This is a genomic window from Polaromonas sp. 39-63-25 (genome assembly GCF_002278925.1).
In the GTDB taxonomy this organism is placed as follows: domain Bacteria; phylum Pseudomonadota; class Gammaproteobacteria; order Burkholderiales; family Burkholderiaceae_C; genus Polaromonas.
On the sequence record NZ_NCJH01000015.1, the window covers coordinates 58,823 to 84,171 of the forward strand.

A 25,349-nucleotide genomic window follows, 5' to 3' on the forward strand; every position below is an offset into this window, starting at 1 on the left:
CCCCTTTTTTCACCCCGAGGAGACATTCAATGACTTTTTTCAAACCCACGCTGACCCGACTCGCCTTGGGCATGACGCTCGCACTCGGCCTGGTGGCCGGTGCTGCGGCGCAGACGACCATGAAGATCAGCATCTCGACGTCACAGAACTCCCACCAGGGCGTGGCCATCGACACCTTCGCCAAGGAAGTGGAAAAGCGCACCGGTGGCCGTTACAAGGTCCAGACCTTCTACAACGGCGCCCTCGGCGGTGAACGTGAATCCATCGAGGCCGTGCAGCTGGGCACCCAGGAACTGGCTTTCTCCTCCACCGGCCCGGTCCCCAACTTCGTGCCGGAAACCAAGATTCTCGACGTGCCTTTCCTGTTCCGTGACAAGGCCCACGCACGTGCCGTACTGGACGGCCCGATCGGCCAGGAGCTGCTCGTCAAGTTCGAAGCCAAGGGTTTCAAGGCGCTGGGCTGGGCAGAAAATGGTTTCCGCCACATGACCAACAGCAAGCGCGACGTGAAGGTGCCCGGGGACCTGAAGGGCCTGAAAATGCGCACCATGGAAAATCCGGTGCACATCGCAGCCTACAAGGGCTTCGGCATCATCACCACCCCCATGGCCTTCCCCGAGGTGTTCACCGCCCTGCAGCAGGGTACGGTTGACGGCCAGGAAAACCCGCTGTCGGTCATCATTTCCGCCAAATTCGACCAGGTCCAGAAACACCTGTCACTGACCGGCCACGTCTATTCGCCCTGCATCTGGGTGATGAACAAAGGCGTGTTCGACAAACTCAGCGCTGCCGACAAGAAGGCCTTCCTCGAAGCGGCCGCCGAAGGCACCAAGGCCAACCGCGCCCGCGTGGACGAAGACGATGCCAAAGGCGTGGCCGACCTGCGCGCCAAGGGCATGACCGTGATCGACAACGTCGACAAGGCCAAGTTCGTCGCCGCCCTGGCCCCCGTGAACGCCGAATTTGAAAAGCAGTTCGGCAAGGCCAACATCGAAAAAATCCGCAGCGTCAAGTAAGCTGCCCCGTTCGCTACACTTTTTGTAGCCGAACACGCCCGCAGCCATTAGGCTGGCGGGCGTTTTCCTTGCAGAACCGGGATTTTCATGAAAAACACCTTTCTCAGACTCGAACGCTGGACCACGGGGTTTGCCACGCTGGTGGCCTGCCTCATGCTGGTGATCGCGTCCTCGCTGGGCATGTTCCAGATCGTGACGCGCTTCGTGCTCGAGCAACCTGCAGAGTGGAGCGAGATCCTGATCCGCCTGTCGCTGATCTGGATGGTCTTCATGGGCATACCGGCGGCCTTCCGCCAGGGTGCCATGGTCAGCGTCGATGTGCTCTACCGCTGGAGCCCCATCAAGGTCAAACGCATCCTCGACTGGGTGGTCTGCGTGGCCGCCCTGGCCCTGATCGGCGTCATCATCTGGTGGGGCTGGGACTACGCCGTCCGCGGGCAAGTGCAGTCCATGGCCGGACTGGAGTCGATCTCCATGTTCTGGGGTTATGTGGCCATGCCCATAGGCGGCCTGTTCTGCGTGATCGGCATCATCGGCAACCTGCTGGATCCGCAGCGCGAGGAACTGGAGACGGCGACATGATCCGCATCATTGACAACAACACTGACAGCAACTTTTTCCCGGGGATTGCCCAATGACCGCCGTCATGCTGACCACCATGATCGTGTGTTTCGCACTGACGATCTCCGTTGCCGTATCCATCGGACTGGCTTCCATCTTCGGCATCCAGGCGACCAATGCCCACATGCTGATCTCCGTCAAGGAGATGTTCAACGCCATCAACAAGTTTCCGCTGGCCGCCATTCCGTTTTTCATCCTGGCCGGCAATCTGATGGAGACCGGCGGCATCTCGCGCCGCCTGGTCGAGTTTGCGAAAAGCATTGTCGGCGGCGTCCAGGGCGGCCTGCCCATGACCTGCGTGCTGACCTGCATGATTTTTGCCGCCGTCTCCGGCTCGTCAGTGGCCACCACCTTTGCGGTGGGTGCGATCCTGATTCCCGCCCTGATCAAACATGGCTACCCCACCAGCTACGCCGCGGCCCTGCAGGCCACCAGCGCCGAACTGGGTGTGATCATTCCGCCGTCAATTCCGCTGATCCTGTACGGCGTCAGTGCCGAGGTCTCGATCGGCGAGTTGTTCATCGCAGGCGTCGGCCCGGGCATCCTGATCAGCCTGTCGCTGATGGCTTTTGTCTACGTGTATTGCAAGATCAAGGGTTGGGGCAAGAACGACGGCGACGGGCGCCTGGGTTTCTTCAAGGCCACCTGGCAGGCCGGCTGGGCATTGCTGATGCCGGTGATCATTCTTGGCGGCATCTATGGCGGCATCTTCACGCCGACCGAGGCAGCAGCCGTTGCGGTTTTTTACGCGCTGATTGTGGGCGGGGTGATCTACCGCGAAATCAAGTTGCCGACACTGGTGCTGGTGCTGCGCAAGTCGGTGATCTCCAGCGCCGTCATCATGTTCATCATTGCCAATGCCGGGCTGTTCGCCTTCCTGATCACGCGCGCCGGTGTGCCCGATGCCATTGGCCGCTGGCTGGAAGCGGTGCTACAGTCGCCTACCCTCTTTCTGCTCGGCGTCAATGCCGCGCTCTTCTTCATCGGCATGTTCATCGAAACCAGTGCCGCCATCATCGTGCTGGCGCCCATCCTGGCTCCCGTGGCCATGCACTTCGGCATCGACCCGGTGCATTTCGGCATGGTGATGGTCGTCAACCTGGCGCTGGGCATGATCACGCCGCCGTTCGGCGTGAACCTGTTTGCCGCCTGTACGGTAGCGCGAATATCGCTGGACCGCATTGTCAAACACCTGATTCCATTCGTGCTGGTCATCATCGCCTGCCTGATGGTGATCACCTATTTTCCGGCCATCTCGCTGACCCTGCGCGACCTGGTCTACGCCCGCTAGGAGCCTGCCCGGCAGAAGGCATCGAAGCTTTGCAGCCAACCTTCCTTCCGCCGTTCAGACGCCTGGCCCGCCCAGGCTTCATACGTGTGTCATATTGTGTCTGCATGATCGGTGCTTTACCGTTCAGGACGCCCCATGCAGCTCCACAAGACAGACCGCGCCCGGGCCGAGCTCAAATCGGGAACCCGCACGCTCGGCCAGCGCGAGCGCACCCTGCTGTTGCTGGCCGATGGCAGCAAATCCGTGCTGGACTTCCGGCCGCTCTTCAATGGGGACGGCGAGGAAATCGCCCTGCGCATGTTGCGCGAAGGTTTTCTGCAGACCCAGCCCGGCAAGGCGCCGCAAGCCGTCCGCCCACCGGTGATTGCGGCAGACAAACCACAGCCCGCCAGGTCTGAAAGACAGCCACTTCCGCAAAACAATCCTGCTCCACCGGCACCCGCCCGGGTGTCAGCAGACCAGTTTGACGGAAAAAGGTCACTGGCAACCACACGAATGTTCCTCTTTGATATCTGTGAACGCATGTTTTCCAAGCGGCATCCCGAGCTGGCCGGGACCTTCCGCGATGCCTTGCGCGACGCCCGGGATCGCGACGCCATGCTGGCCACCTCCCGCCGCATGATCGAGGAGATCGAGAAGATCTCGGGGCACGAACGGGCTGACTCCATCAGTGAGCGCATTGCCATGCTGCTGCCTGCCGAACAGGCGGCCTGAGGCCGGCTTCAGCTACACTTGCGCGGTCAGGAGAGAGTTTTCCTCGCGAAAACCGCCGAAGGCGCATGCGGCACCCCAATGGTGCTCTGAACGCTCAGGCAAAAGGACTGGCAACCGCCACCCGGGCGAACATCTTCCGGGCGGCGTTCCCTACTGGAGAGAGACCACCTTCGAGGTGGTCCACCGAAGGAGCAAACCTGCATCGCCAGGCGAATCTCTCAGGTAAAGAGGACAGCAGGGGCAGCCCATGATTTTTCATGGATAACGACTTGCCCCGGAGAACGCCTGTGTCCGCCACCGATCCTGTCCTGTTGAAAACACCGCTGTACGACCTGCACCTGGAACTGGGCGCGCGCATGGTGCCGTTTGCCGGTTACGCCATGCCGGTTCAATACCCGGCCGGCCTCATGGCCGAACACCACCACACCCGCCAGGCCGCCGGTCTGTTCGATGTCTCGCACATGGGCCAGCTGCACCTGGTCGGTCTTGAGGCCGCAGCCGCGCTGGAAACCCTGATCCCGGTCGATGTGATCGACCTGCCCGCCGGCAAGCAGCGCTACGGCCTGCTGCTCAATGAAGACGGCGGCATCATCGACGACCTGATGTTCTTCAACCGGGACTACCTCAATGGCGGCGACATCTTCGTCATCGTCAACGGTGCCTGCAAGGTGGGCGACATCGCGCATATCCGGCAAAAAATTGGCGCACGCTGCGAAGTCATTCCCATGCCCGAGATGGCGCTGCTGGCACTGCAGGGCCCGCAGGCCGTTACCGCGCTGTCGCGCCTGGCACCCGGCGTCGAGAAACTGGTGTTCATGACCGGCGGGCGTTTTACCGTGGCAGGCTGCGACTGCTTCCTCACACGCAGCGGCTACACCGGCGAAGACGGTTTCGAAATTTCCGTGCCTGCCGCGCAGGCCGACACGCTGGCCCGCGCCCTGCTGGCCCAGCCCGAAGTCAAACCCGTCGGCCTGGGCGCGCGCAATTCGCTGCGGCTCGAAGCCGGCCTGTGCCTCTATGGCAACGACATCGACACCACCACCACACCGGTCGAAGCCAGCCTGAACTGGGCGATCCAGAAAGTGCGCCGCACCGGCGGTGCACGCGCCGGCGGTTTTCCGGGGGCAGCCAAGGTGCTGGCGCAACTGGCCGACCCCGCCACCTTGACCCGCAAGCGCGTGGGCCTGGTCGCACTGGAGCGCATTCCCGTGCGCGACCACACGGCCCTGCAAAGCCTGGACGGCACGCCAATTGGCGAAGTCACCAGCGGCCTGCTGGGCCCCAGCATCGACAAACCCGTGGCCATGGGCTACGTGAAGCCCGAATTCTCGGCCATGGGTACACGCGTGAACGCCATCGTGCGTGGCAAACCCGTGCCCATGGAAGTCAGCGCCATGCCTTTTGTTCCGAATCGCTATTTCCGCGGTTGAAGTTTTTATTATTCTGGAGAACCCCATGATCAAGTACACCGAAGACCACGAATGGATCAACGTTGACGGCGACGTCGCCACCGTCGGCATCACCCACCACGCGCAGGATGCGCTCGGCGACGTGGTGTTTGTGGACCTGCCTTCCGTCGGCAGCACGCTGGCACAAAAAGAAGTCGCCGGGGTCGTCGAATCGGTCAAGGCCGCAGCCGACGTCTACATGCCCATCAGCGGCGAAATCACCGAAGTCAACGAAGCCCTGCGCGACGCCCCCTCGCTGGCCAACACCGACCCGCTGGGTGCCGGCTGGTTCTTCAAGGTCAAGTTGGCCGACAAGTCGCAGCTGGACACGCTGATGGATGAGACCAGCTACACCTCTTTTTCCGCGACTGCCTAAATAGCCCTCCCGCCCCACCGTTCGGACGAACGATTCCTGGAAACTGCCATGTTGATGCCCACCGCCAAGCCGCTGCGCGAGCTTGAAAACGCTTCCGAATTCATTGCCCGCCACATCGGCATCGATGAGGCCGACGAAACCCACATGCTCAGCGCCGTGGGCTCCGCTTCCAGGCGCGCGCTGATCGACGGCATCGTGCCGCGCAGCATTGCCCGCAGCCAGGCCATGGCCATCCCCGCACCTGTCACGGAAGCCCAGGCACTGGCTGAGCTGAAAGCCATGGCGGCGAAGAACAAGGTCTTCAAGAGTTTCATCGGCCAGGGTTATTACGGCACGCACACGCCCGGCGTCATCCTGCGCAACATTCTTGAGAACCCCGCCTGGTACACCGCCTATACGCCCTACCAGGCTGAAATTTCGCAGGGCCGCATGGAGGCGCTCATCAACTTCCAGACCATGGTCTGCGACCTGACCGGCATGCCCATGGCCAACGCGTCCATGCTCGACGAAGCCACGGCCGCCGCCGAAGCCATGACCCTGGCCAAACGCAGCGTCAAGAGCAAAAGCAATGTCTTCATCGTTGCGGGCGACTGCCACCCGCAGACCATCGAGGTGATCCAGACGCGTGCCAGGCCACTGGGCATCGAGGTCAAGGTCAGCACCGCCGCCGCAACCGTGCCGCAGCTGATGGCCGAGGGCAACTACTTCGGCGTGCTGGCGCAGTACCCGGCCACCACCGGCAGCATCCATGACCTGCGGCCGCTGGCCGGCCAGGCGCATGTGGACGGCGCCGCCCTGTGTGTGGCCGCCGACCTGCTGGCACTCACCTTGCTGGCACCCCCCGGCGAATGGGATGCCGACATCGTGCTGGGCAACACCCAGCGCTTCGGTGTGGCCATGGGCAACGGCGGGCCGCACGCGGCCTACCTCGCCTGCCGCGATGAGTTCAAGCGCTCCATGCCGGGCCGGCTGGTCGGCGTCAGCATCGACGTGCACGGCAACCCGACCTACCGCCTGACGCTGCAGACCCGCGAGCAGCACATCCGCCGCGAAAAAGCCACCTCCAACATCTGCACCGCGCAGGTGCTGCCAGCCGTGCTGGCCAGCATGTACGCGGTCTACCACGGGCCGCAGGGCCTCAGGCGCATTGCCCAGCGCGTGGCCAGCTACACCGCCATTTTTGTGCGCGGCATGCAGCAGATGGGTTACGACATCGCCAACGCCAGCGCCTTCGACTCGGTCACCGTCAAGACCGATGACGCGACCCATTCCATCGCTGAACGCGCCCGCCAGTCGGGAGCCAACCTGCGCTGCCGGCTGACCAACCACCTGGGCGTGTCGCTCGATGAAACCACCACGCGGGAAGACCTGGAGATGCTCTGGTCCTTCTTCGTCAAGCCCGGCCAGCCCATGCCGCGCCTGGGCGACTTTGAAAAAGGCGTCGAGCCGCTGATCCCCGAGGAGCTGCGCCGCACCAGTGACTTCCTGACGCACCCGGTGTTCAACACGCACCACTCCGAGACCGGCATGCTGCGCTACATCCGCATGCTCAGCGACAAGGACCTGGCGCTGGACCGCAGCATGATTCCGCTGGGCAGTTGCACCATGAAACTCAACGCGACCAGCGAGATGATTCCCGTCACCTGGCCCGAGTTTGCCAACATCCATCCGTTTGCGCCGCAGGACCAGTTGCAGGGTTACGCCGAACTCGACCAGCAGCTGCGCGACTGGCTGTGCCAGGCCACGGGTTATGCCGGCATCAGTCTGCAGCCCAACGCCGGCTCGCAGGGCGAATACGCCGGCCTGCTGGTCATCAAGGCCTGGCTGGAAGCCAATGGCCAGGGCCACCGCAACATCTGCCTGATCCCCTCGTCGGCCCACGGCACCAACCCGGCCAGCGCACAGATGGCCGGCATGACGGTGGTCGTCACCGCCTGCGATGCCCAGGGCAACGTCGACATGGCCGACCTGAAAGCCAAGTGCGAACAGCACAGCGCGAACCTGGCCTGCATGATGATCACTTACCCCAGCACCCACGGCGTGTTCGAAACGCAGGTGAAAGAACTCTGCGCCCTGGTGCACAGCCATGGCGGCCGTGTTTACGTGGACGGCGCCAACATGAACGCGCTCGTCGGTGTGGCTGCACCCGGCGAGTTCGGCGGCGACGTGAGCCACCTGAACCTGCACAAGACATTCTGCATTCCGCACGGCGGCGGCGGCCCCGGTGTGGGCCCGGTCTGCGTGGTGGCCGACCTGGTGCCCTACCTGCCTGGCCATGCGACGGCCGGCTTGCCGGTCAACGGCGTGGGCGCCATCTCGGCAGCCCCTTTGGGCAATGCGGCCGTGCTGCCGATCAGCTGGATGTACTGCCGCATGATGGGCCCCGAAGGCCTGAAGCAGGCCACCGAAGTGGCCATCCTGAGCGCCAACTACATCAGCGCGCGCCTGAAGGACCACTATCCGACGCTGTACGCCAGCGCCAACGGCCATGTGGCGCACGAATGCATCCTGGACCTGCGCCCGCTGAAGGAAACCAGCGGCGTCAGCGCCGAAGACGTGGCCAAACGCCTGATGGACTACGGCTTCCACGCGCCCACCTTGAGCTTCCCCGTGCCCGGCACCCTGATGGTCGAACCCACCGAAAGCGAAACCCTGGCCGAGCTGGACCGTTTCATCAACGCGATGATTGCGATCCGCGAAGAGATCCGCAATGTTGAAAACGGCACCTGGCCGCAGGACAACAACCCGCTCAAACATGCACCGCACACCGCCGCCAGCCTGCTGGGCGCGGACTGGGACCGGCCGTATTCGCGCGAAACCGGCGCCTTCCCGCTGGCCACGCTCAAGCAGGTCAAGTACTGGCCACCCGTGGGCCGCGTCGATAACGTCTATGGCGACCGCAACCTGTTCTGCAGCTGCGTGCCGGTGGCCGATTACGCGTGAGCAAGCGTCCCGGGCGCAAGCAGCCCCGGGACTTTTTGCTATTTATTTCATAGCTGCTTGCGCCCGTGCGACAAGGGCTAGCGGCCTATTTTCCTTGTAACATGGAGTCGGCGGGGAAACGCACCGTCGCCTGAGGTTAAAAGGCCGGGCGGCCCAACAAGCCCAGTGCCCCGCTGTAGGCCGTCGCCTTGACGGAGGGATTGGCTGTCCCGGCTGCTCAGGCGTCCGTGAATATCACTTCGATCCGGTGCTGCGCAATCTCTGCGGCATCCGGGCTCTGCCACACGTCACTGGCGAGCTCGAAAATCGGCTCCGGAACCACCATCGAGAACGTGGGGCCCTTTTCGATGTTCCGGCGTGCGACCCTTTCCCGGCGGACCTCGCGCGAGGCTTCGAGTACATGGACCTGCAGCTCAATACCAGCGGCTTGAGCCCTCTGATAGAAGGCTTCCCGGCTCCTTTGCTGAACGAGGCCAAGTTCCAGGATGGGTTTCGCCCCTGACTTGAGCAGCACCTGCGCGTGGCTCCAGATGTGATCGGCAAGGCGTTCCTTGCGCTCCATATACCAGGGCATGACATCGGCATTCGGGCGATCTGGGGAAAACAGTCGCGCGAACCACTCGTCAAGGGCGATGTGAATACCGACTATCCGTATGGCGAGGTCGGCCGCGTAGGTCGACTTGCCCGCACCGACCGGGCCTTCAATAAGGTGAAGCTGAGGCATGTGGGATGGAACTTGTGATGGCTAACGAATGAAAGGGACTTCCCCGTCCCAGGCGAACCGCGAGCCCAGAGACTTGCGAGTGACGGCAACAAGGCGCCACGATGAAGAAGTCAAACTTTTCATCCACTGACCCGGAAGGGGAATCACGGCGATCGTAACCGCAGGAATTGACCTCGCCAGGAACGTCTTTGCCGTGCATGGCGCGGATGAGGCCGGTATGCCCACACCTGTACGCCCGGTCGTCAACGCGTCGCCCTGCTTGAGCTTCCCCATACCCGGCACGCTGATGGTCGGACCCATCAAAAGCGAACCCTGGCCGCGCTCAAACAGGTCAGGTACTGGCCGCACGTGGGCCGCGTCGACAACGTCTCTGGCGACCGCAACCTGTTCAGCAGCTGCGTGCCGGTGGCTGACTACGCGTGAGCCAGCGTCTCGGGCACAAGCAGTCGCGATATTTTTGCTATTGATTCCATAGCGGTCTCCGCCCATCTTAAAAGGACTGGAGGCCTATTTCACTTGTAGCCCGGGGGTTGGCGGGACATCGCGCTATCGCCTGACGTCCGATGGCCAAACAGGTGGGGCACCATGTCGGCTCAACACTGAAAGCAGTCGGCCACCATCACCCCGCGTCGAACTCAGCCGATGTCCCGTGGTTTGGTCGCTTCACTATTCTGGATGCTGGTCAACGCTGAAAATAGCCAACGGACAGTGGGCGAGCGAAGCCCGCCCGCAGGACGTCCTTGTCGCTCGTCCTGTTAGTGCGCATCAACACTACCCTCGTCTGTTATTTCGTGGAGAAGGTCCTCGAATTGCCGGCGCTTTCCTCGAAAGGCGACTGTAGAGCCTGCTAATGGTGTGTGGCTGAAGTTCTGGGCGCTCATGAACTTGAGCGTGCGCCACACGACATCGAACACGTTCCGTACGTCGGATCGGTCCATGGCCGTGGGACTGACATTGAGTCGTAAGGTACGAGTTTTACGGGCTGGGACGTCGACTATCTGCTCGTAGTGCTTGTTGGTCTGAAAACCCAGCTCCTTAGGAGTAGCGAGAGTCGGAGAGCCAGCGCCTGCAAAGTCGGAAACATCGAGGTGCCAGATGTGATTGTGCGCGAGGATATTCCGAACGAGAAACACTTCCAACAGTTCATTTTTTTGAGGGAGGAAAGGAAAGTACTTGGCGAGAAGGTCCGGCGTACTGAGATTTCCAGCGATTGGTTCCGCACTCCGCAGAAAGCGAAGTCGTGCTGTGTACGACTCGAGCACCGCCACCAGAAGGACGACGAGGGCAGCCGAGTAGCCGTTCTCGTGCATGCTTGTGCCAGCTGGACCTGCAGCCGATATAGGCCGCTTCAGAAGCTTACAGAGTAGGTCTGCGATCGGCTGCAGATATGCAGAGCCCACGACGGTGATGACATCTGGAATTGCGGGGCTCGACATAGCTGCCCCTGCCCTAACGTGAAAATGACCGGACCACCACCGCCCGCGGAGAAGCCGCTTCCTGCAGGTGTCGATCCACGTCGATTAACACGTTACGTGCCAGCACGCTTGTTTGCCCAATAGTCATGCACCTTGTTGAATTCAGCGATCCAACACGCGAGCATATCCTTGGTATTCCGTCCCCGAGATTTTGCTAGCTCAAAGAAGCCAGGTCCAGGCTGCATGTCGCCGAACTTGTGCACCACAATTGCTGTGAGCATGCCGCGCCCAGCTGCATCTTCTTCAGAGCTGATTTCGCCGAGAAGATGGAACAGTCGAGGGTCGTGAGGCTCGAGCGAGAGCGCTGTGATCTGAGCGACGAGTTCCGAGTAGGCTATTCGCCCGCGCCGCCGCGCAACCTCGACAAGCGCATTAGTCGCCTGCTTCTTCGCCGCATCCCAAACGGGCCCCTCAAATCCATAAGCATTCAGCATGCACTCTCCCTTAGCAAATAACGAATTTAGACCGCAAATTCATCGGCAAAATGGCATGCACAGCGTCCCCCACTTGACGGGTTTGCTCCATTAAAAATAGCGGCAAACCCCGCAGCTCGCACGAAGCAACTGGATTTGCCCTGGAGGCGATTCTGCATCTGCCGATGGGGTTTGAACACCCCCATTCGGAGGAGGCAGTGAAATCTGCCGTCGCTCCACAGACGTTTGGCTGACGCACAAGGTGGCGATGGAGCGACAGGCCTTGCCGGCGCATCCGTCCTGCTGGCATGGTCGCCGGCCCTCGGGCCCCGCGTGAGCGGCTGCGAATCTTCACCCTCACCGCCCAGGCCGGATAATGCCTGCTACCGTCCGCCAGCCCAAGGCTTGCGCCCTGCGCCCACCCAATCACCTGCCATGTTCGACCACCTGATTCTTTTCCTTCTGCACTGGGCCATCACCGCGCTGTCGCTCTGGCTGGCCAGTCGTGTCTTTCGGGGCATCAGCTTTGCAGACACCTCCTCATTGGTCATCTCGGCGCTGCTGCTCGGTTTTGCGAATGCGATTGTCAAGCCGCTGGTGATTGTGCTGACCTTGCCGCTGACCTTGTTGACCTTCGGCCTGTTCCTGCTGGTCATCAATGCCCTGATGATTTTGCTGGTCTCCGCGCTGGTGCGCGGCTTCAAGGTCTCGGGCTTCTGGACGGCCTTTTTTGCCAGCATCTTCATCGCCGTGTTGAGCTGGGTGATAGGCGCCTTCGTTCTGGTGGGCAGCGGGCCCGATGCCATCCCGATGCAGATGCCCGGCAGTGGCGTGTGGCTCTGAGTCCGGCAGAACCGGTTCGGCCCAATCATCATGTCAAATCGCGCTCCAGCCCAGACGGGGCGGGCGCAAGCAGCTATCTTTTAAATAGCGCACCCAACCCGACACTGCGTCACCGGGTCATCAGCCCTCGGCCGCGAGCTGCTGCAACCAGGCCATCGCCTCACCCAGTTCCTGCTGGATGATTTCGTGCGCACTGGGGTAGTCGGCATAACGCAAGCTGATCGGCAGTGTTTCCACCAGCGCGCGAATCGCGTGCGCACTCGCCAGCGGAATCACCTGGTCGCGGGTGCCGTGGCTGAGCCAGAGCTGCCTGCCTTGCAGCGCCTCGGTCGGCGCCAGCAAGGGCAGCACCTGCGGCAGCAGGCGGCTGTGCATCACCATCGCCGCCTGCAGCAGTGCGGGTTGCGTCAGCAGCAGCGAGAGCGCCATGATGCCGCCCTGGCTGAAACCGCCGACCACCACGCGCCCAGGAGCGATGCCCAGTTGTGCTGCCGCCGATGCCACGGTCTGCGCGACGGTCTGCCGGCTGGCGACTTCCTGTGCTTCGTTGATGACACGTTCTCCCTGCGGCGTGACGCCAAACTCGAACCAGGCGTAGGCGCGGGCCCCCATCACGTTCGGGGCGCGCAAGCTCAGCACGTGGAAGTGGGGCGGCACGTGGGGCGCCAGGCCAAACAGGTCGTCCTCATTGCTGCCGACGCCGTGCATCAGCACCAGCAACCAGGGCTGGGCTGCGCCCGCCGCTGCGGGACGGTGCAGGAAAGAAAGGGGCAAATCCATCGTCATCAGGGAACTCCGGGTTGGGCAAACAGGGCCAGTTGATTTCAGTGCGCCGGCACGGGCGCGGCAAGGGCGAAGCTGTCCATCGCCAACATGCTGTACATCACCTCACGGCTCAGGTAGTCGGGCCGCGCACCCTGGGGGCCACCCCAACCGGCCGCACCCAGCGCGAAGAAGATCGGCAGGAAGTGGTCTTCGCTGGGGTGCGCGCGCTGCGCGTCGGATGCCTGGCGCCGGTAGTCCAGCATGGCAGAAAAATCACCGCGTTCCAGCGTGGACTCGACCCAGCGGCTGAATGCAACGACATAAGGCGCCGGCTCGCGTGCACCGCCAAAAAATTCGCCCAGGTTGTGCGTCATGCTGCCTGATCCGACCACCAGCACGCCGCGCTCGCGCAGGCCGGCCAGGGCCTGGCCCAGGGCATAGGTTTCGGCCGGGCCATAAGACACCGGCAACGCCACTTGCACCACCGGCACGTCGGCGTCAGGAAACAAATGCATCAGGGGCACCCAGGCGCCGTGGTCCAGCGGCCGCTTGTCGTCGCCCTGCGCGGCGATGCCCGCCCCCTGCAACAAGCCCAGCACCTCACGCGCCAGTTCCGGATGGCCGGGGGCGGGATATTGCAAGGCATACAGATCCTGCGGAAAACCGCCAAAGTCGTGCCAGGTGGCCGGCGCGGGATTCGTCATCACCGCGGGCGTGCGCGCCATCCAGTGCGGCGACATGAGCACGATGCCGCGCAGGCCAGTCCCGGCCGCCTCTTTCAGCGCCCAGCCCCAGCGCGTCAGCGCCGGCCCGGTCGTCCCCGGCTCGGTGGCAAACAGCGGCGCCCCGTGCGAGATGAACAGCGCAGGAAGGACAGAGACAGCAGAAGCGGAACGGGCAGACATGGCGGGACTCCTTGAGAACAGGAAAGAACCCTTCCAATATAGTTGTCTACCCTTTAAAGATAAATATCGAATTTATTGATTAATTGTCTTGGAATGCAAGACAATCCAGCTTTCCCACACCTCTCTTCTCAATTCCTCGAGCCCACCATGGACCAGTTTCGCCAGATGGAAGCCTTTGTGGCCGTCGTGCAGAGCGGCAGCTTTGTCAAGGCGGGCGAGCGGCTGGGCAGCTCCAAGGCCATGGTGTCGCGCCTGGTGCTGGAACTGGAGGCGCGCCTCGGCGTGCGCCTGCTCAACCGCACCACACGCCGCCAGTCGCTGACCGAAGCCGGTGTGGCGTATGCCGAGCGCAGCCTCAAGATCCTCGACGACCTGGCCGAGGCCAACGCCGCCGCCAGCGCCAACACCGTGCAACCGGTCGGCCGCCTGCGCATCAATGCCCCGGTGACCTTCGGCAACCTGCACCTGGCGCCGTTGTGGGGCCGCTTCCTGCAGCAGTACCCGCAGGTCAGCCTGGACGTGACCCTGTCCGACCGCGTGGTGGACCTGGTCGATGAAGGGTATGACCTCGCCATCCGCATTGCACGCCTGCCCGACTCCAGCCTGGTCGCGCAGCGCCTGGCAAGCACGCGGCTGGTGCTGTGCGCCGCCCCCGGCTACCTGAAGCGGCACCCCGCCATCCGTACGCTGGAAGACATCGCCGCGCACACGGTGATTGCCTACACCTACTGGTCGGGCGGCGACACCTGGTCGTTTCAAGGACCGAACGGCAAGGAGGACGTGCTCACCCAACCACGCCTGCGCACCAACTCCGGCGACACCTGCCTGGCCGCCGCGCTGGCCGGCCAGGGCCTGATCCTGCAGCCCACTTTCATCGTCGGGCCGGCCCTGCATGACGGTCGCCTGAAAGAAGTGCTGCCCCGCTTCCAGGCACCCACGCTGGACATTCAGGCGGTGTACCCGAGCCGGCAACACCTGTCGCTCAAGGTCAGGCGCATGGTGGATTTTCTTGCAGACGCGTTTGAAAAACCCGCCTGGGCGGCGGCGGACGTGGCGCCGACGGGTCGCTAATTTGCTATTAAATCAGGAGCTGCCGGCACCCATTGAACAAGGACTAAAGGCCGTTTTCCTGAAATTTCCGGAGGTGGGTCGATACTGGTTTTTTCGCCGCTGCGCTCCTTCATTTGGAGGATGCATTCCGGTCGGCACGCGATCAGAATTGCGCAATAAATGGGACTGGTCCCTGCAAAGGAGCTTCCATGCGCCATCTGATCATTCTTTCGGTCGCCGTGTTGTGCAGCAGCTGCGCGCAACTTCCTCCTGCGGCGGTGGCGGATGCGCCGCCCAGGCAGGCGCAGGCCGTGGTGTTCGACATCGACGGAACGCTCACACCCGCCGTGTCGACCATTTTTGAAGCGCGCGAGGATGCGGCCAGGGCTGTGCGCCTGTTCGCCGACAAGGGCTACACCATCATCTACCTCAGCACCCGTGTCAGCTGGTTTTCGGCCAACATCCCCGGCTGGCTGAAAGACAACGGTTTTCCTGCCGGCAGCCTCCATGTGGCACAAACGGATGAAGATCGCAGCCGCCCCGATGTCTACAAGACGCGTATGTTGAAAGACTTCATGGCCCATGGCTGGCAGCTCAGGTTTGCCTATGGCGACTCCGACACCGATTTTTTGGCCTATGCCGCGGCTGGCATCCCGAAGGAAAGTGTCTTCGCGCTGCTGCGCAGGTACGAGGCCGATTGCCAACCGGGTGCGTGGAAGGTTTGCCTGAGGGGGTGGACTGAACACCTGGACTTCGTGACGCGATCCGTGCCGTCTGCGCTGACCAACTGACGGCCTCCTTTGCCACGTCGGTCCGGCGCAACCGCTATCGATTCAATAGCTGATAGCGCCCGTGACACAAGGGCCAGAGCCCAAAAAGGCTTGAAGCTTCAAGCCAGCTACTCGCTGACCCCGCCCTTGCCGCGCGAGGCCTTGATCTCCGAACGCTGGCTTTTTCCTGCCAGGCGCCGCTGCCTGGAGCCATAGGTCGGCTTGGTGGCGCGGCGCACGCGCGGCGGCACGGCGACGCTGTTGACAATTTCGTTGAGCCGGGCCAGCGCGTCGGCGCGGTTCATCTCCTGGCTGCGGTGTTGCTGGGCCTTGAGCACCAGCACACCTTCCTGCGTGATGCGGCTGTCGCGCAGGCAAAGCAGCCGCTCCTTCACATCCTCGGGCAACGAAGAGGCCATGATGTCGAAGCGCAGGTGCACCGCGCTGGACACCTTGTTGACGTTTTGCCCCCCGGCGCCCTGCGCACGGATGGCGCTGATCTCGACTTCGGCTTCATTGACTTCCAGGGGAGCGACAGGCGGCATGGCGAGGCGGCTTGACTCAGGAACGCTGCGCGTCAAAAAAACTCGGCAACAGCCGGGCGAACACCGCATTCAGGTGCGCGGTGTCCATGCACTCGCGTGGAAGGGAGTTGTCGGGGGGAGGCATGGGGCATTCTAGAAGACGCTGCCATTGGATGAATCAAGTCTGTAGCTTCTTCGTTCCGTCTCTGAGCACCAGCAAGCCCGCAAGCCCATAAGGTCAGAAAAGAGAACAAGAGCCAAGACACACCTGAGATCCCCCTGCACACCCGCCCCGAATCCCGGACAATCCCCTGATCCGACCGGCTTTTCATGCACACCCGACACTTCCTCCAGCTCATCGCCCTGTCCGCCCTCTGGGGTGGCTCCTTCCCTTTGCTTCGCATTGCCAGCCCGGCGTTCGGCCCGTGGTTGCTGGCCGGTGTGCGCTGCATCCTGGCTGCGCTGGTGCTGACCCTGCTGATGCGCGCGCTGCGCGCGCACTGGCCGCCGCGTGCGGCCTGGCCGCGCCTGGCGCTGCTCAGTGTGCTGACGGTGGTCGCGCCCTTTGTGCTGTTCAACTGGGCCGCGCTGGTGATCCCGGCCGGGTATTCGGCCGTGCTCAACGCCACGGCGCCACTGTTCGGCGTGCTGGGCGCCGCGCTGGCGCGCGAGGAGCGGCTCACGTCGCGCCGGCTGCTGGGCTGTGCCGTGGGTTTTGCTGGTGTCGCCCTGCTGGTGCAGCTGGGGCCGGTGGCGGTGACACCCCGCGTGGTGCTGGCCGCGCTGGCCTGCACCGCCGCTGCCGCCGCCTACGGCTTTGGCGCCATCCTGATGAAACGCGCAACCATGGCGCACGACCCGCTGCCGGCCTCGGCCGTGGTGCATGTGGCGGCCGCGGTTTTCCTGCTGCTGCCCTCCGCTGCGGCCCTGCCCTCGGCCCACACCACCAGCGGCGCACTGATCGCCGTGGCGGTGCTGGGCATCTTCACCTCGGGCCTGATGTACTGGATCAGCATGCGCCTGATGCGCGAGATCACGGCCAGCGCCGCCACCTCGGCAGCGTTCATGATTCCGCTGTTCGGCGTCGCCTGGGGCGGCATGTTCCTCGGCGAGCCGGTCACCTGGGGCATGGCGCCGGGCTGCGTGCTGGTGCTGGCCGCCACGGCGCTGATCACCGGCTTCAACCCCTTCCGCGCCCCGCCGGAACGCTGAACGGTTCAACGCCGTACGCTACTGTATTGATAGCTGCTTGCGCCCGCGGGACAGGGGCTAGAGGCTTGAAACGCTTGTAGACCTGCCGCTTGTCAGGGTGCGGCAGCTTCCAGGCTGCGCTGCACGCGCCAGGCCCGGTAGGCACAGGCCGTCGCCACCAGGCTGGCGGCCAGGCAGGCCCAGTACACACTGACCAGCCCGAAAGCCGAACTCAGCAGCCCGCCGACCAGCCCCCCCAGCACACCCGGCAAGCCGTAAGCCACCACCACGTACAGCGCTTGGCCGCGGCCGCGCAGCCGTCCGGGGAAATGGTGCGACAACAGCGCGATGCAGACCGTGTGGTGGGTGGCAAACGTCAGCGCATGCAACGCCTGCGCAAACAGCATGAGCAGCAGCACACCGGGCCAGACGGCGGTGATGCCCATGCGCAGCGCCATGGCAGCCGAACACACCATCAGCCAGGCGGTCAGGCTCAACCGCGGCAGCCAGCGGCCCTGGGTGTAGAACCAGCCGATTTCCACCACCACCGAAAACGCCCACAACACGCCGATCATGGTTTTGCTGTAGCCATTCGCGTCGAGGTAGAGCGAGAAAAACACGTAGATGCTGATGTGCGCCAGCACATGAAAAAATGCCGACGCAAAAAACCACACCACGGCCCTCTGGCGAAAAATCGGCCATACAGGCAGCTTCAGATCGTGGGCACTGACCGCCTCCTTCAGGTCCGGCAGCAGCCAGACGCTGACCGTCACGGCCAGCAGCGACAGGAAGGTCCAGGCCGGAAAGTGTTTCATGCCAAAGATCTCGAACCAGCTGCCCGCGGCAAACACCGTGAACAAAAAGCCTAGCGAACCCCACAGGCGCACGCGTCCGTAACGCCGTGCGTCAAAGGCCCCGCCCTGGCTGATCAGGTGCGCCATGGCGGCTTCGCTCATGGGCATCATGGAACTCGTGTGCGTGAACATCACCAGCAACACGGCCGTGAGCCACCAGACGCCGTAAGTGGATTCAAAGTCCAGCCACAGGCCGAGGGACGAGATCAGCGCCACCGTGGCGCCGTAACGCAGCAGCTTGACGCGCTCCCCGGTGTGGTCACTCAGCGCGCCCCAGCCGTAGGGCGCAAACAGCCGCGTGGCGGCCTGCACCGAAGTCAGCAGGCTGATCGCCAGGATGCTGAAGCCGAGGTCCTGCAGCCACAGCGGCAGGTAGGGGTTGAAAAACCCGATGTGCGCAAAATAACTGGCCGACAGCGCCGCAAACGGCACCAGCTGGCGGCGCCTGGCCGCAGCTTCTGGCATGGTCAGGACCTGTTCACACGGAGCCCTTGATCGCCTGCATGGGCGGCACCACGTCGCCGCATTGCGCGCGCTGGCGCAAGGCATGCTCCATCACCACCAGCGCCAGCATGGCCTCGGCAATCGGCGTGGCGCGTATGCCCACACACGGGTCGTGCCGCCCCTTGGTGACGACGGTGGTCGGCGCGCCGGCCATGTCCACCGACTCGCGCGGCGTGAGGATGGAACTGGTCGGCTTGATGGCAATCGACACTTCCAGATCCTGCCCGGTGCTGATGCCGCCCAGCACACCGCCGGCGTTGTTCGACTTGAAGCCCGCGGGCGACAGCGAGTCACCGTGCGTGGTGCCGCGCTGCGTGACACTGGCAAAACCCGCGCCGATTTCCACACCCTTGACGGCGTTGATACCCATCATGGCAAAGGCGATGTCGGCGTCGAGCTTGTCGAACAGCGGCTCGCCCAGGCCCACCGGCATGCCCGTGGCCGTGACACGGATGCGCGCGCCGCACGAGTCGCCGGCCTTGCGCAGCTCGTCCATGTAGGCTTCCAGCTTGGCTACATCGGCTACCGGCGCAAAAAATGGGTTGTGGGGCACGTGCGCCCAAGCCTCGAAAGGAATGGCGATGTCGCCGATCTGCGTCATGCAGCCGCGAAAGGTGGTGCCGTATTTTTCCAGCAGCCACTTTTTGGCGACAGCACCGGCCGCCACCATGGGCGCCGTCAGCCGGGCCGAGGCCCGGCCGCCGCCGCGCGGATCGCGAATGCCGTACTTCTGCAAATAGCTGTAGTCCGCATGACCGGGGCGAAAGGTGTCCAGGATGTTGCCGTAGTCCTTGCTGCGCTGGTCGGTATTCCTGATCAGCAGGCAGATCGGCGTGCCGGTGGTTTTGCCTTCGTAGACGCCGGAAAGAATCTCCACCGCATCCGGTTCATTGCGCTGCGTCACGTATTTGCTGGTGCCGGGCCGGCGCCGGTCCAGGTCGCCCTGGATGTCAGCCTCGCTCAGCGCCATGCCGGGCGGGCAGCCGTCAATCACGCAGCCAATGGCCGGGCCGTGGGATTCACCGAAGTTGGTGACTGCGAATAGGGTGCCGAAGGTGTTGCCGCTCATGCGGGAGATTATCCCAGATGGTTGCGGGGCGGGGCACGCTGGAAGGCAGGGTTCGGAGAAAAAGGCCAGCGAGGCTTGTCAAGATTGCCGTCACCCGTTTCAGGTTGCTGCCCCAGCCACACTCGACCAACGCGCTGAGTCGGGCACGGTTGAATACATCGTCCTGAAGCACAACCCGTGGAGGAGAAAAGCGTTACATGCCAATGAAGCAGCGGCCCCTCGCGATACCGGCCGCCTACGGATCGGGCTACGGCCAGTTCCGCAAGCCCATCGACAAAAAGCGAGGCCGTGGAAGCTGTCGCAGTGACCCGGATCAAGCGTCACATCCGGCAACTTCGCCGTTCAATTCGCCGTCAACTGATCCCGTGTCTTCAATTGAACCTGCTCTTGAGTCTTCAACTGATCAAGGGTTTTCAATTGAACCTGCTCCTGAGTCTTCAACTGATCAAGGGTCTGCACATGAATCTGCTCCTGGATCTGAAGCTGGTCTCGGGTCTGCGTCTTCGTTTGATCCTGGGACTTCAGTTGATCACGGGTTTGCGTTAGCAATTGATCCTGGGTCCTCAACTGGTCACGGGTCCGGGTCAGCACTTGGTCCTGGGTTTTCAACTGATCCCGGGTACGCTTCAGAAGCTGGTCCTGGGTCTTAAGCTGCGCACGGTTCTGTACTTGTAGTTGTTGCTGGCTTTGCACTTGCTGCTGGGTACGCACCGGATTTGAGGAAAGCGCGCCGCCGCCGGGAGCAGCACCAGCGCCAGCACCCCCACCAACACCTCCGCCACCGCCACCGCCTCCAGCGGCCAAAGCAACGCCGCCAAACGCCAATGCAGCTGCGATAGCCACAGGAACCAAAGTCTTTTTCATAACAAACTCCTGAGTTGAACGTGATCGTAATTAGCTTGCCGGATGTCGATCACACAGGTCCGGCCAAACTCTTTGGGAATTTGATATGTCAAGCTACAAGTGATTGCGGAAATCAGATCGACCGGCTTCTCATCTCGATGGCCTGAACTTCAAGTCACAGCAGGACGCACAAGAAGTGGCTGCATCCTGCAATTTTCCTCAGGGCATGAACGGAAAAGTCAGCCGAATCATCGCCATGGTTTTTGAAAAATTCTCTGTCGGCAGACTGGACTTCAGGCGCCGGTCGATCAGGTCAACATTCACTATCATGCGCCGGTTAGGTTTGTAGGTAACCCCAACGCTGTCGGACCTGTAGTCGTCCGATCGAACAATCCCCTGGTAAGCAACACGCGAGAGGCTGGAGGCAGCACGCACTGACCACTGCTCCGAAAGCTTGTGACTGAGCTCCAGTGAGCCGTAGGTGTTGACGTAGCTGCTTGCCACGTTCAAAACGCCTGCACTTGTACGCTGCGTCACCGAGGTTTCCTCAATCGTGCGGTCTACAAGCGCGGCCAGCGTGGTGCGCGGCCCTGCAAACCAGGTGAATTTACCTCCCACCATCGGCTTACTGACGTCCTGGCTGCGCACATCGTCATAATCCTGGCTCATGTGGCCCACATAGGCATCCATCATGGTTTTTTCCGGAATGCTCCACTTGGCGCCGATCAGATAGCGCATGCCCGTTGAGCTACGCTGGTACCCCAGATCGTCAACAGCGTCACTGTATCGACGATGGTCTGCCGCCACTTGCGCATACCCTTCAAGCTCTGGAGACCACTCATAAGCCACCCGCACGCCGCCAGTGTGTTGCCAATGATCGCGGTCGTCATTGTTAATGACCCCGATGGCTCCGCCCCCGGTTACAAAATCAACGTCGCGATAGTCCAGCTTCATGGCATTGCCCGCGACACGAACAGACCAGGGCCCCATTCTGCGGAAAAAGCCAGCATAGAACCGGTTTTGCGCGTAGCGGGTGGGCGTCAGTCCATTGCGCACATCGGGCGATTCTCTGTCCTCATGGTTCGTTGACAGATAACCGCCCCCATAAACGTTCATGTTCGGTGAAATGTCTCTTCGACCTTCAACACTGATATTGGCGTCATCGATGTTCTCGTCTTTCAGGTCCCGGTAGCGCATGAAGTCGGCGCCGGCCCGAATATTCAGGGCATGCTCTGCCCAGTTCGATTGCAGCAGGATCGAGGGAGATAAAGTCAGGTATTCATCGCTCACGGGCGAGGTATTGGAGTAATAAACGTTGCTGTCATATCCCCCGATAACATCAATTTCGGGGTACACCGTGAACGACCCCAATTGGTAGGGGCTACCCTGAGGCTGCGGCGGTGTCATAGGCCGAATGCGACTGGGTGAAACTTCCGGCGGAGGAGGCGGCGATTCCGCAGGCACGTCTGAAGCAGCCTTTGGATCGGACACCAAGAGCTGTGCCTGCACCCCTGACGGAGATGCCATCCAGCCAGCCAATATCAAGGTCATTACTAAATTGAGAGGGAATCGGGTCCGCTGCGGCGCCTGTGCAGCGATCGGCTGAGAACGAATGGCATGAGTCATGAAAATCCTTTGCATGGGATGGGAAGCACTTATCAACGAACGACTGCACTGACAAGCAACTTCTCGCGTTGCACATTGGCAATTCGAGCAATTTCAGGCATTTCTGACTCAGGTAACACAGCGCACAGCTCAAAAGCCATCTGTTTGATGAGTTCAGGGGTCACCAAGGTCTGGGCCATCAAACCAAGATAGGTTCCGAGCAATTCCGGTTGCGGAGATTTTTTTCCAAATTCTTCTTGCAACGCAACCATGACCATCAACGAATCCATTCGGCCATTGAGTTGCTGCTTGGGATCCAGTTGGCGCAACCCCAATTTGATTCGCCGGAAATTTGCGCTCGACCACTGCTGCGCCAGTGACATGTTCGGAGCAACACCTTCGCATCGCATCGAACTGCTCAGCAATCCATAGGCACTGACCGACGGGCTACCACCTGAACCAATGGGGGTAACGTCCAGTGGATCTGCAACGGGGACAATAACGACAACGGGATCCTGGGGATCCACCGGCGGCGGAGCAGGGATATCTGGCCATCCTTTCCCCGAACGCGCCCGCGTTCCGCTATCAGATGCCAGCGCGTTCGAACGCTCACGAACAAGTCCTTGTGGAACCTGATCACTCCCACTGACGCCACTGCCGCCGCCAAACCGGCCCCCTCCTGAACCCTGCTTTTCACCAACACTATGTTGACCGCTCGAATGCCCTTCATGTCCTGCACGGGTACCGAAGCCTTTCTGTTCCTTTCCTGATTCACCTTCCTCGTGTCCGCCACTGCTGTGGCCGGAAGTGCCTTCACCCTTTTTTCCGCTGGAGTGCCCCTCATCAGAAGCATGAGCCGGACTCGCAAGCATCGTGATCATCAATGCCCCGGAGTACGCACCGGCAAGCGTCAGAACCATAACGGTCATCGGCAAGATACCTCTACCCGTCAACTTGAATTTCATGACTTGTTCTTTCCTGAGGAATAATTTTGTGCTCGGGAGATGTCAGGCACCTGACATCTCCCGACCTGTGACAGGTTTTACTGGTGTCCTATCACAATCGCCTGCCGCACAGCTTCTGCCCATTCGGCAACTTCGGCAGAAGTCACGCCCGCGGGCAGCGTCAGCGTCATGATTTTGTTAAGCGCATCAACGGTTGCGGTAGACACAGGAACCGTTTTATCAGACGCTGAACCGACGAAAACAGCTGTCAACAACAGCAGTCGGGTAGCCGACGTGGATGCGTCAAATGTCGCGGTAGGGGCAACAATCTTGCTGTCGGCAAGAATATCCTTGTACAAGCCAAGATTCTGCAGAGGCGAGTCAACGCGCACCATCGTGGTATCCGTAAAACTGAGTACGACCAGGCTTTTCAGAGCGGCCAGCTTGTCCGCAGCCGACATTGCGGTGTTGTCGGCAATCGCTATGACAGCGTTGTAAAAAGCCGGTGACAGTGTTGACAAGGCCTCTTCCAAGGAGCGATCAATCACCTGCGATGGCGCTCGTGCCACATTCAATCGGCCCAACTCCAGATCGGAAGGAATCCCTTCCTGAGCCCACGCTGGTTTCCCACCCTGGGTCCCAGCCACGGGCTTGGATCCGTCACCACCAAACTTGGGACCTTTTGCGTCGCTGTCACTGCTGGGGCCGCCCTGCCCCTTGGGCGTGGCCGTTGATCCACCTGTTGCTCCACCTTGCGAACCACCTTTGGCATTGGCACCTGCACCACCGCGGGCGCCAGCCGAGCCTTTGGGCGTTGAGTCTTGCGCATGGGAGCTACCCATGGGCAACCAATCAACGGTGTTTCCCTGAACTGCGACGAAAGCACTTGCCGCAACACCAAAAAGAGCGATCCCGGTGATGGACTTCAAGCTGGAAAATGGTTTCTTCATGATATTTGACCTCTATGAATAATGATAAAAATAACGAAGTGAGCCTCTTTAATAAAGAGAAGCTTTCAAAGTAAATATAGAAGAAAAATGTTCGACCCCATATACGAGTCAACACTTGCTAGTGTTTGCACATAGTGTTGAATTCCATCGAAAGCTGACCCGGTTAGAGCAGTAATTTCCATCCAAACCTGACCCACGTAGGCCCTAACCCGCCAGTTTTAAACGCAGGGGGAAAGGAGAGATAGGCGTGGAGAAATTGAATGTCACCAGGCGTTGGTCACTGCGAGAACGGATGTCCATCCGCGAGATTGCAAGGCCTACAGGCCTGGCTTGCAACACAATGAAGAAGTACCTGCGATCAGATGAGACTGAACCCCAGGTACGAAAGACGGGTCAGCTCAAGCAAGCTCAATTCCTATGCTGAGAAGCTGTCCACCTGGCTGGTAATCGAGACAACAAAATCGCGGAAACAGCAGCGCACTCAGAGGCAAATCCACACAGAGTCAACCCAAAGGAAGAAAAAAACAAAAACCTATCCACATCGTGAGCACCTTCTGCTCACCAAGAGTGTGGGTCGAGATTGGATGGAAAGATCGGGGCAGGCTTCGGCGCAATTCAACAGGAATGACTTAAACCAGTCCACTTCACGAAAGCCAGGACAAACTCATCAGGAAGACTGAAGTTCTCGACGCTTCAGAACTCTCAGCCAGGGGTTGCCACTGGGAATATCTGCGCCAATTCCAACATGTTACGTTTACCTGTTTTCTTTAGAACATGGGAGCGGTGCAGTTCCACTGTGCGGTAACTTATATTCAAAATTCGGGCGATGCCTTTATTACTGTTGCCCGCCATGACCAAATCGAGAATTTCGCGTTCACGGTCGGTCAAAACTTCAAGGCATTGTGGCCGCTGACCAAGCGTGAACGTTGTCGGACCAACCAATGTATTGCGCCTGAATTCTGAATCAACCTCCTGCACCGAATCTGACGCAGCTACGAACTTGTCCAAAACATCTCTGGCTCCGTCTTCTTTGCAGGGAAGCACCAGACCGGCCATGCGGCCTTTTTCTGTCACGTAGAGGATGGCGCCACCCTGCTCAAGCTGCCGACGCTCGGACTGAAACTTTAGTCCGCTCAAGCCGCTGGGGTGCAGTTCGAGAAAAATACAGTCACAGATATCAAAGTCGGAAAACGCCGCAACTGACTCGGCGCACTCATAGCTTTGAACAGAGTAGCCAGCTCGATCCAACCTAAGTTCAAGGCACCCACGTTCGGAGAATTCCCCACTAATAACACAAACTTTTTTGTTCATATCCCTGTGCACAAAAGTCACTTTATAGGTCTTATTTATAACTGCACACCAGCACATACGCATGATTTACATCAAGCCGCTCAAATATGGCCATGGGCCATGACGCGGCATGAGCACACGCTCCCTCAGGCGCCCTTACCGCCCCCAAACCAGCGCCAAGCCGAGCGCTTCATCCAGACTTGCTTGGGACAACGGGCCTG

At 61.2% G+C, this 25,349-nt stretch carries 24 protein-coding genes, 1 pseudogene and 2 riboswitches; of the genes and pseudogenes, 12 read left to right on the top strand and 13 right to left on the bottom strand.

Annotated elements, in window-relative coordinates:
* Positions 1-29: 29 nt before the first annotated feature.
* The 7 genes from B7X65_RS17150 to gcvP all read left to right on the top strand — a co-directional run bounded on the left by B7X65_RS17150 (position 30) and on the right by gcvP (position 8,409).
* Positions 30-1,016 carry a TRAP transporter substrate-binding protein gene (locus B7X65_RS17150; protein ID WP_293595513.1) on the top strand — a complete coding sequence of 329 codons (987 nt, stop codon included), beginning with the start codon at positions 30-32 and terminating at the stop codon, positions 1,014-1,016.
* An 87-nt stretch (positions 1,017-1,103) separates the two neighbouring features.
* Entirely contained in the window at positions 1,104-1,598 is a 495-nt protein-coding gene (locus B7X65_RS17155) for a TRAP transporter small permease (protein WP_293595514.1), read from the top strand.
* Positions 1,599-1,650: 52 nt separating this feature from the next.
* A complete protein-coding gene (locus B7X65_RS17160) occupies positions 1,651-2,928 on the top strand; it encodes a TRAP transporter large permease (protein ID WP_293595515.1) in 1,278 nt (425 codons plus the stop codon).
* 135 nt (positions 2,929-3,063) lie between these two features.
* Entirely contained in the window at positions 3,064-3,642 is a 579-nt protein-coding gene (locus B7X65_RS17165; protein WP_293595516.1) for a hypothetical protein, read from the top strand.
* Between the two features lie 17 nt (positions 3,643-3,659).
* Positions 3,660-3,762, top strand: a riboswitch (glycine riboswitch).
* Positions 3,763-3,785: 23 nt separating this feature from the next.
* Positions 3,786-3,887: riboswitch (glycine riboswitch) on the top strand.
* A gap of 42 nt (positions 3,888-3,929) precedes the next feature.
* Positions 3,930-5,072 (top strand): glycine cleavage system aminomethyltransferase GcvT, encoded by a 1,143-nt coding sequence (gcvT, locus tag B7X65_RS17170; protein ID WP_293595517.1) that lies wholly within the window; start codon positions 3,930-3,932, stop codon positions 5,070-5,072.
* A gap of 25 nt (positions 5,073-5,097) precedes the next feature.
* Positions 5,098-5,466, top strand: coding sequence for a glycine cleavage system protein GcvH (gene gcvH, locus B7X65_RS17175; protein WP_293595518.1), 369 nt, complete (start codon positions 5,098-5,100; stop codon positions 5,464-5,466).
* A gap of 48 nt (positions 5,467-5,514) precedes the next feature.
* A complete protein-coding gene (gene gcvP / locus B7X65_RS17180; protein WP_293595519.1) occupies positions 5,515-8,409 on the top strand; it encodes an aminomethyl-transferring glycine dehydrogenase in 2,895 nt (964 codons plus the stop codon).
* A 217-nt stretch (positions 8,410-8,626) separates the two neighbouring features.
* Here gcvP and B7X65_RS17185 read toward each other — a convergent pair whose 3' ends face one another.
* From B7X65_RS17185 to B7X65_RS17195, 3 genes are all read right to left on the bottom strand, one after another.
* Entirely contained in the window at positions 8,627-9,133 is a 507-nt protein-coding gene (locus tag B7X65_RS17185; RefSeq protein ID WP_293595520.1) for an AAA family ATPase, read from the bottom strand.
* Positions 9,134-9,888: 755 nt separating this feature from the next.
* Positions 9,889-10,443: a hypothetical protein gene (locus B7X65_RS17190; protein ID WP_293595521.1), complete on the bottom strand. Its 555-nt coding sequence runs from the start codon at positions 10,441-10,443 to the stop codon at positions 9,889-9,891.
* Positions 10,444-10,661: 218 nt separating this feature from the next.
* Entirely contained in the window at positions 10,662-11,042 is a 381-nt protein-coding gene (locus tag B7X65_RS17195; RefSeq protein ID WP_293595522.1) for a hypothetical protein, read from the bottom strand.
* Between the two features lie 414 nt (positions 11,043-11,456).
* Here B7X65_RS17195 and B7X65_RS17200 point away from each other — a divergent pair, with 414 nt between their 5' ends.
* The gene (locus tag B7X65_RS17200) at positions 11,457-11,864 is read left to right on the top strand and encodes a phage holin family protein (protein ID WP_293595523.1); all 408 of its coding nucleotides are present in this window, start codon (positions 11,457-11,459) and stop codon (positions 11,862-11,864) included.
* Positions 11,865-11,984: 120 nt separating this feature from the next.
* Here B7X65_RS17200 and B7X65_RS17205 read toward each other — a convergent pair whose 3' ends face one another.
* On the bottom strand, positions 11,985-12,650 hold the full coding sequence (locus B7X65_RS17205; protein WP_293595524.1) for an alpha/beta fold hydrolase: 666 nt from the start codon (positions 12,648-12,650) through the stop codon (positions 11,985-11,987).
* A 38-nt stretch (positions 12,651-12,688) separates the two neighbouring features.
* Positions 12,689-13,534 (bottom strand): class III extradiol ring-cleavage dioxygenase, encoded by an 846-nt coding sequence (locus tag B7X65_RS17210; protein WP_293595525.1) that lies wholly within the window; start codon positions 13,532-13,534, stop codon positions 12,689-12,691.
* A 147-nt stretch (positions 13,535-13,681) separates the two neighbouring features.
* Between B7X65_RS17210 and B7X65_RS17215 the strand changes: the two genes are divergently transcribed.
* Both B7X65_RS17215 and B7X65_RS17220 read left to right on the top strand, forming a co-directional pair.
* On the top strand, positions 13,682-14,605 hold the full coding sequence (locus B7X65_RS17215) for a LysR family transcriptional regulator (RefSeq protein WP_293595526.1): 924 nt from the start codon (positions 13,682-13,684) through the stop codon (positions 14,603-14,605).
* Between the two features lie 188 nt (positions 14,606-14,793).
* Positions 14,794-15,375 carry a hypothetical protein gene (locus tag B7X65_RS17220; protein WP_293595527.1) on the top strand — a complete coding sequence of 194 codons (582 nt, stop codon included), beginning with the start codon at positions 14,794-14,796 and terminating at the stop codon, positions 15,373-15,375.
* Positions 15,376-15,482: 107 nt separating this feature from the next.
* On the opposite strand, the gene arfB is transcribed toward B7X65_RS17220, so the two are convergent.
* Positions 15,483-15,899, bottom strand: coding sequence for an alternative ribosome rescue aminoacyl-tRNA hydrolase ArfB (gene arfB / locus B7X65_RS17225; protein WP_293595528.1), 417 nt, complete (start codon positions 15,897-15,899; stop codon positions 15,483-15,485).
* A 309-nt stretch (positions 15,900-16,208) separates the two neighbouring features.
* Between arfB and B7X65_RS17230 the strand changes: the two genes are divergently transcribed.
* Positions 16,209-17,090, top strand: coding sequence for a DMT family transporter (locus B7X65_RS17230; RefSeq protein WP_293595529.1), 882 nt, complete (start codon positions 16,209-16,211; stop codon positions 17,088-17,090).
* A gap of 92 nt (positions 17,091-17,182) precedes the next feature.
* On the opposite strand, the gene B7X65_RS17235 is transcribed toward B7X65_RS17230, so the two are convergent.
* The 6 genes from B7X65_RS17235 to B7X65_RS17260 form a co-directional block, all read right to left on the bottom strand.
* Positions 17,183-18,388, bottom strand: a complete 1,206-nt coding sequence (locus B7X65_RS17235) for an MFS transporter (protein ID WP_293595530.1) — start codon at positions 18,386-18,388, stop codon at positions 17,183-17,185.
* A 13-nt stretch (positions 18,389-18,401) separates the two neighbouring features.
* Entirely contained in the window at positions 18,402-19,496 is a 1,095-nt protein-coding gene (gene aroC / locus B7X65_RS17240; protein ID WP_293595531.1) for a chorismate synthase, read from the bottom strand.
* Between the two features lie 342 nt (positions 19,497-19,838).
* Positions 19,839-20,360, bottom strand: a complete 522-nt coding sequence (locus B7X65_RS17245; RefSeq protein ID WP_293595532.1) for a hypothetical protein — start codon at positions 20,358-20,360, stop codon at positions 19,839-19,841.
* Between the two features lie 198 nt (positions 20,361-20,558).
* Positions 20,559-21,965, bottom strand: coding sequence for an outer membrane beta-barrel protein (locus tag B7X65_RS17250; RefSeq protein WP_293595533.1), 1,407 nt, complete (start codon positions 21,963-21,965; stop codon positions 20,559-20,561).
* Between the two features lie 32 nt (positions 21,966-21,997).
* Complete coding sequence (locus tag B7X65_RS17255) at positions 21,998-22,909, bottom strand: hypothetical protein (protein WP_293595534.1); 912 nt, start codon at positions 22,907-22,909, stop codon at positions 21,998-22,000.
* Between the two features lie 77 nt (positions 22,910-22,986).
* Positions 22,987-23,838 carry a hypothetical protein gene (locus B7X65_RS17260; RefSeq protein ID WP_293595535.1) on the bottom strand — a complete coding sequence of 284 codons (852 nt, stop codon included), beginning with the start codon at positions 23,836-23,838 and terminating at the stop codon, positions 22,987-22,989.
* Between the two features lie 292 nt (positions 23,839-24,130).
* Between B7X65_RS17260 and B7X65_RS17265 the strand changes: the two are divergent.
* Positions 24,131-24,341, top strand: a pseudogene (locus B7X65_RS17265) (IS21 family transposase); the annotation flags it as partial.
* 199 nt (positions 24,342-24,540) lie between these two features.
* Here B7X65_RS17265 and B7X65_RS17270 read toward each other — a convergent pair.
* Entirely contained in the window at positions 24,541-25,149 is a 609-nt protein-coding gene (locus B7X65_RS17270; RefSeq protein WP_293595536.1) for a LuxR C-terminal-related transcriptional regulator, read from the bottom strand.
* Positions 25,150-25,349 lie beyond the last annotated feature (200 nt).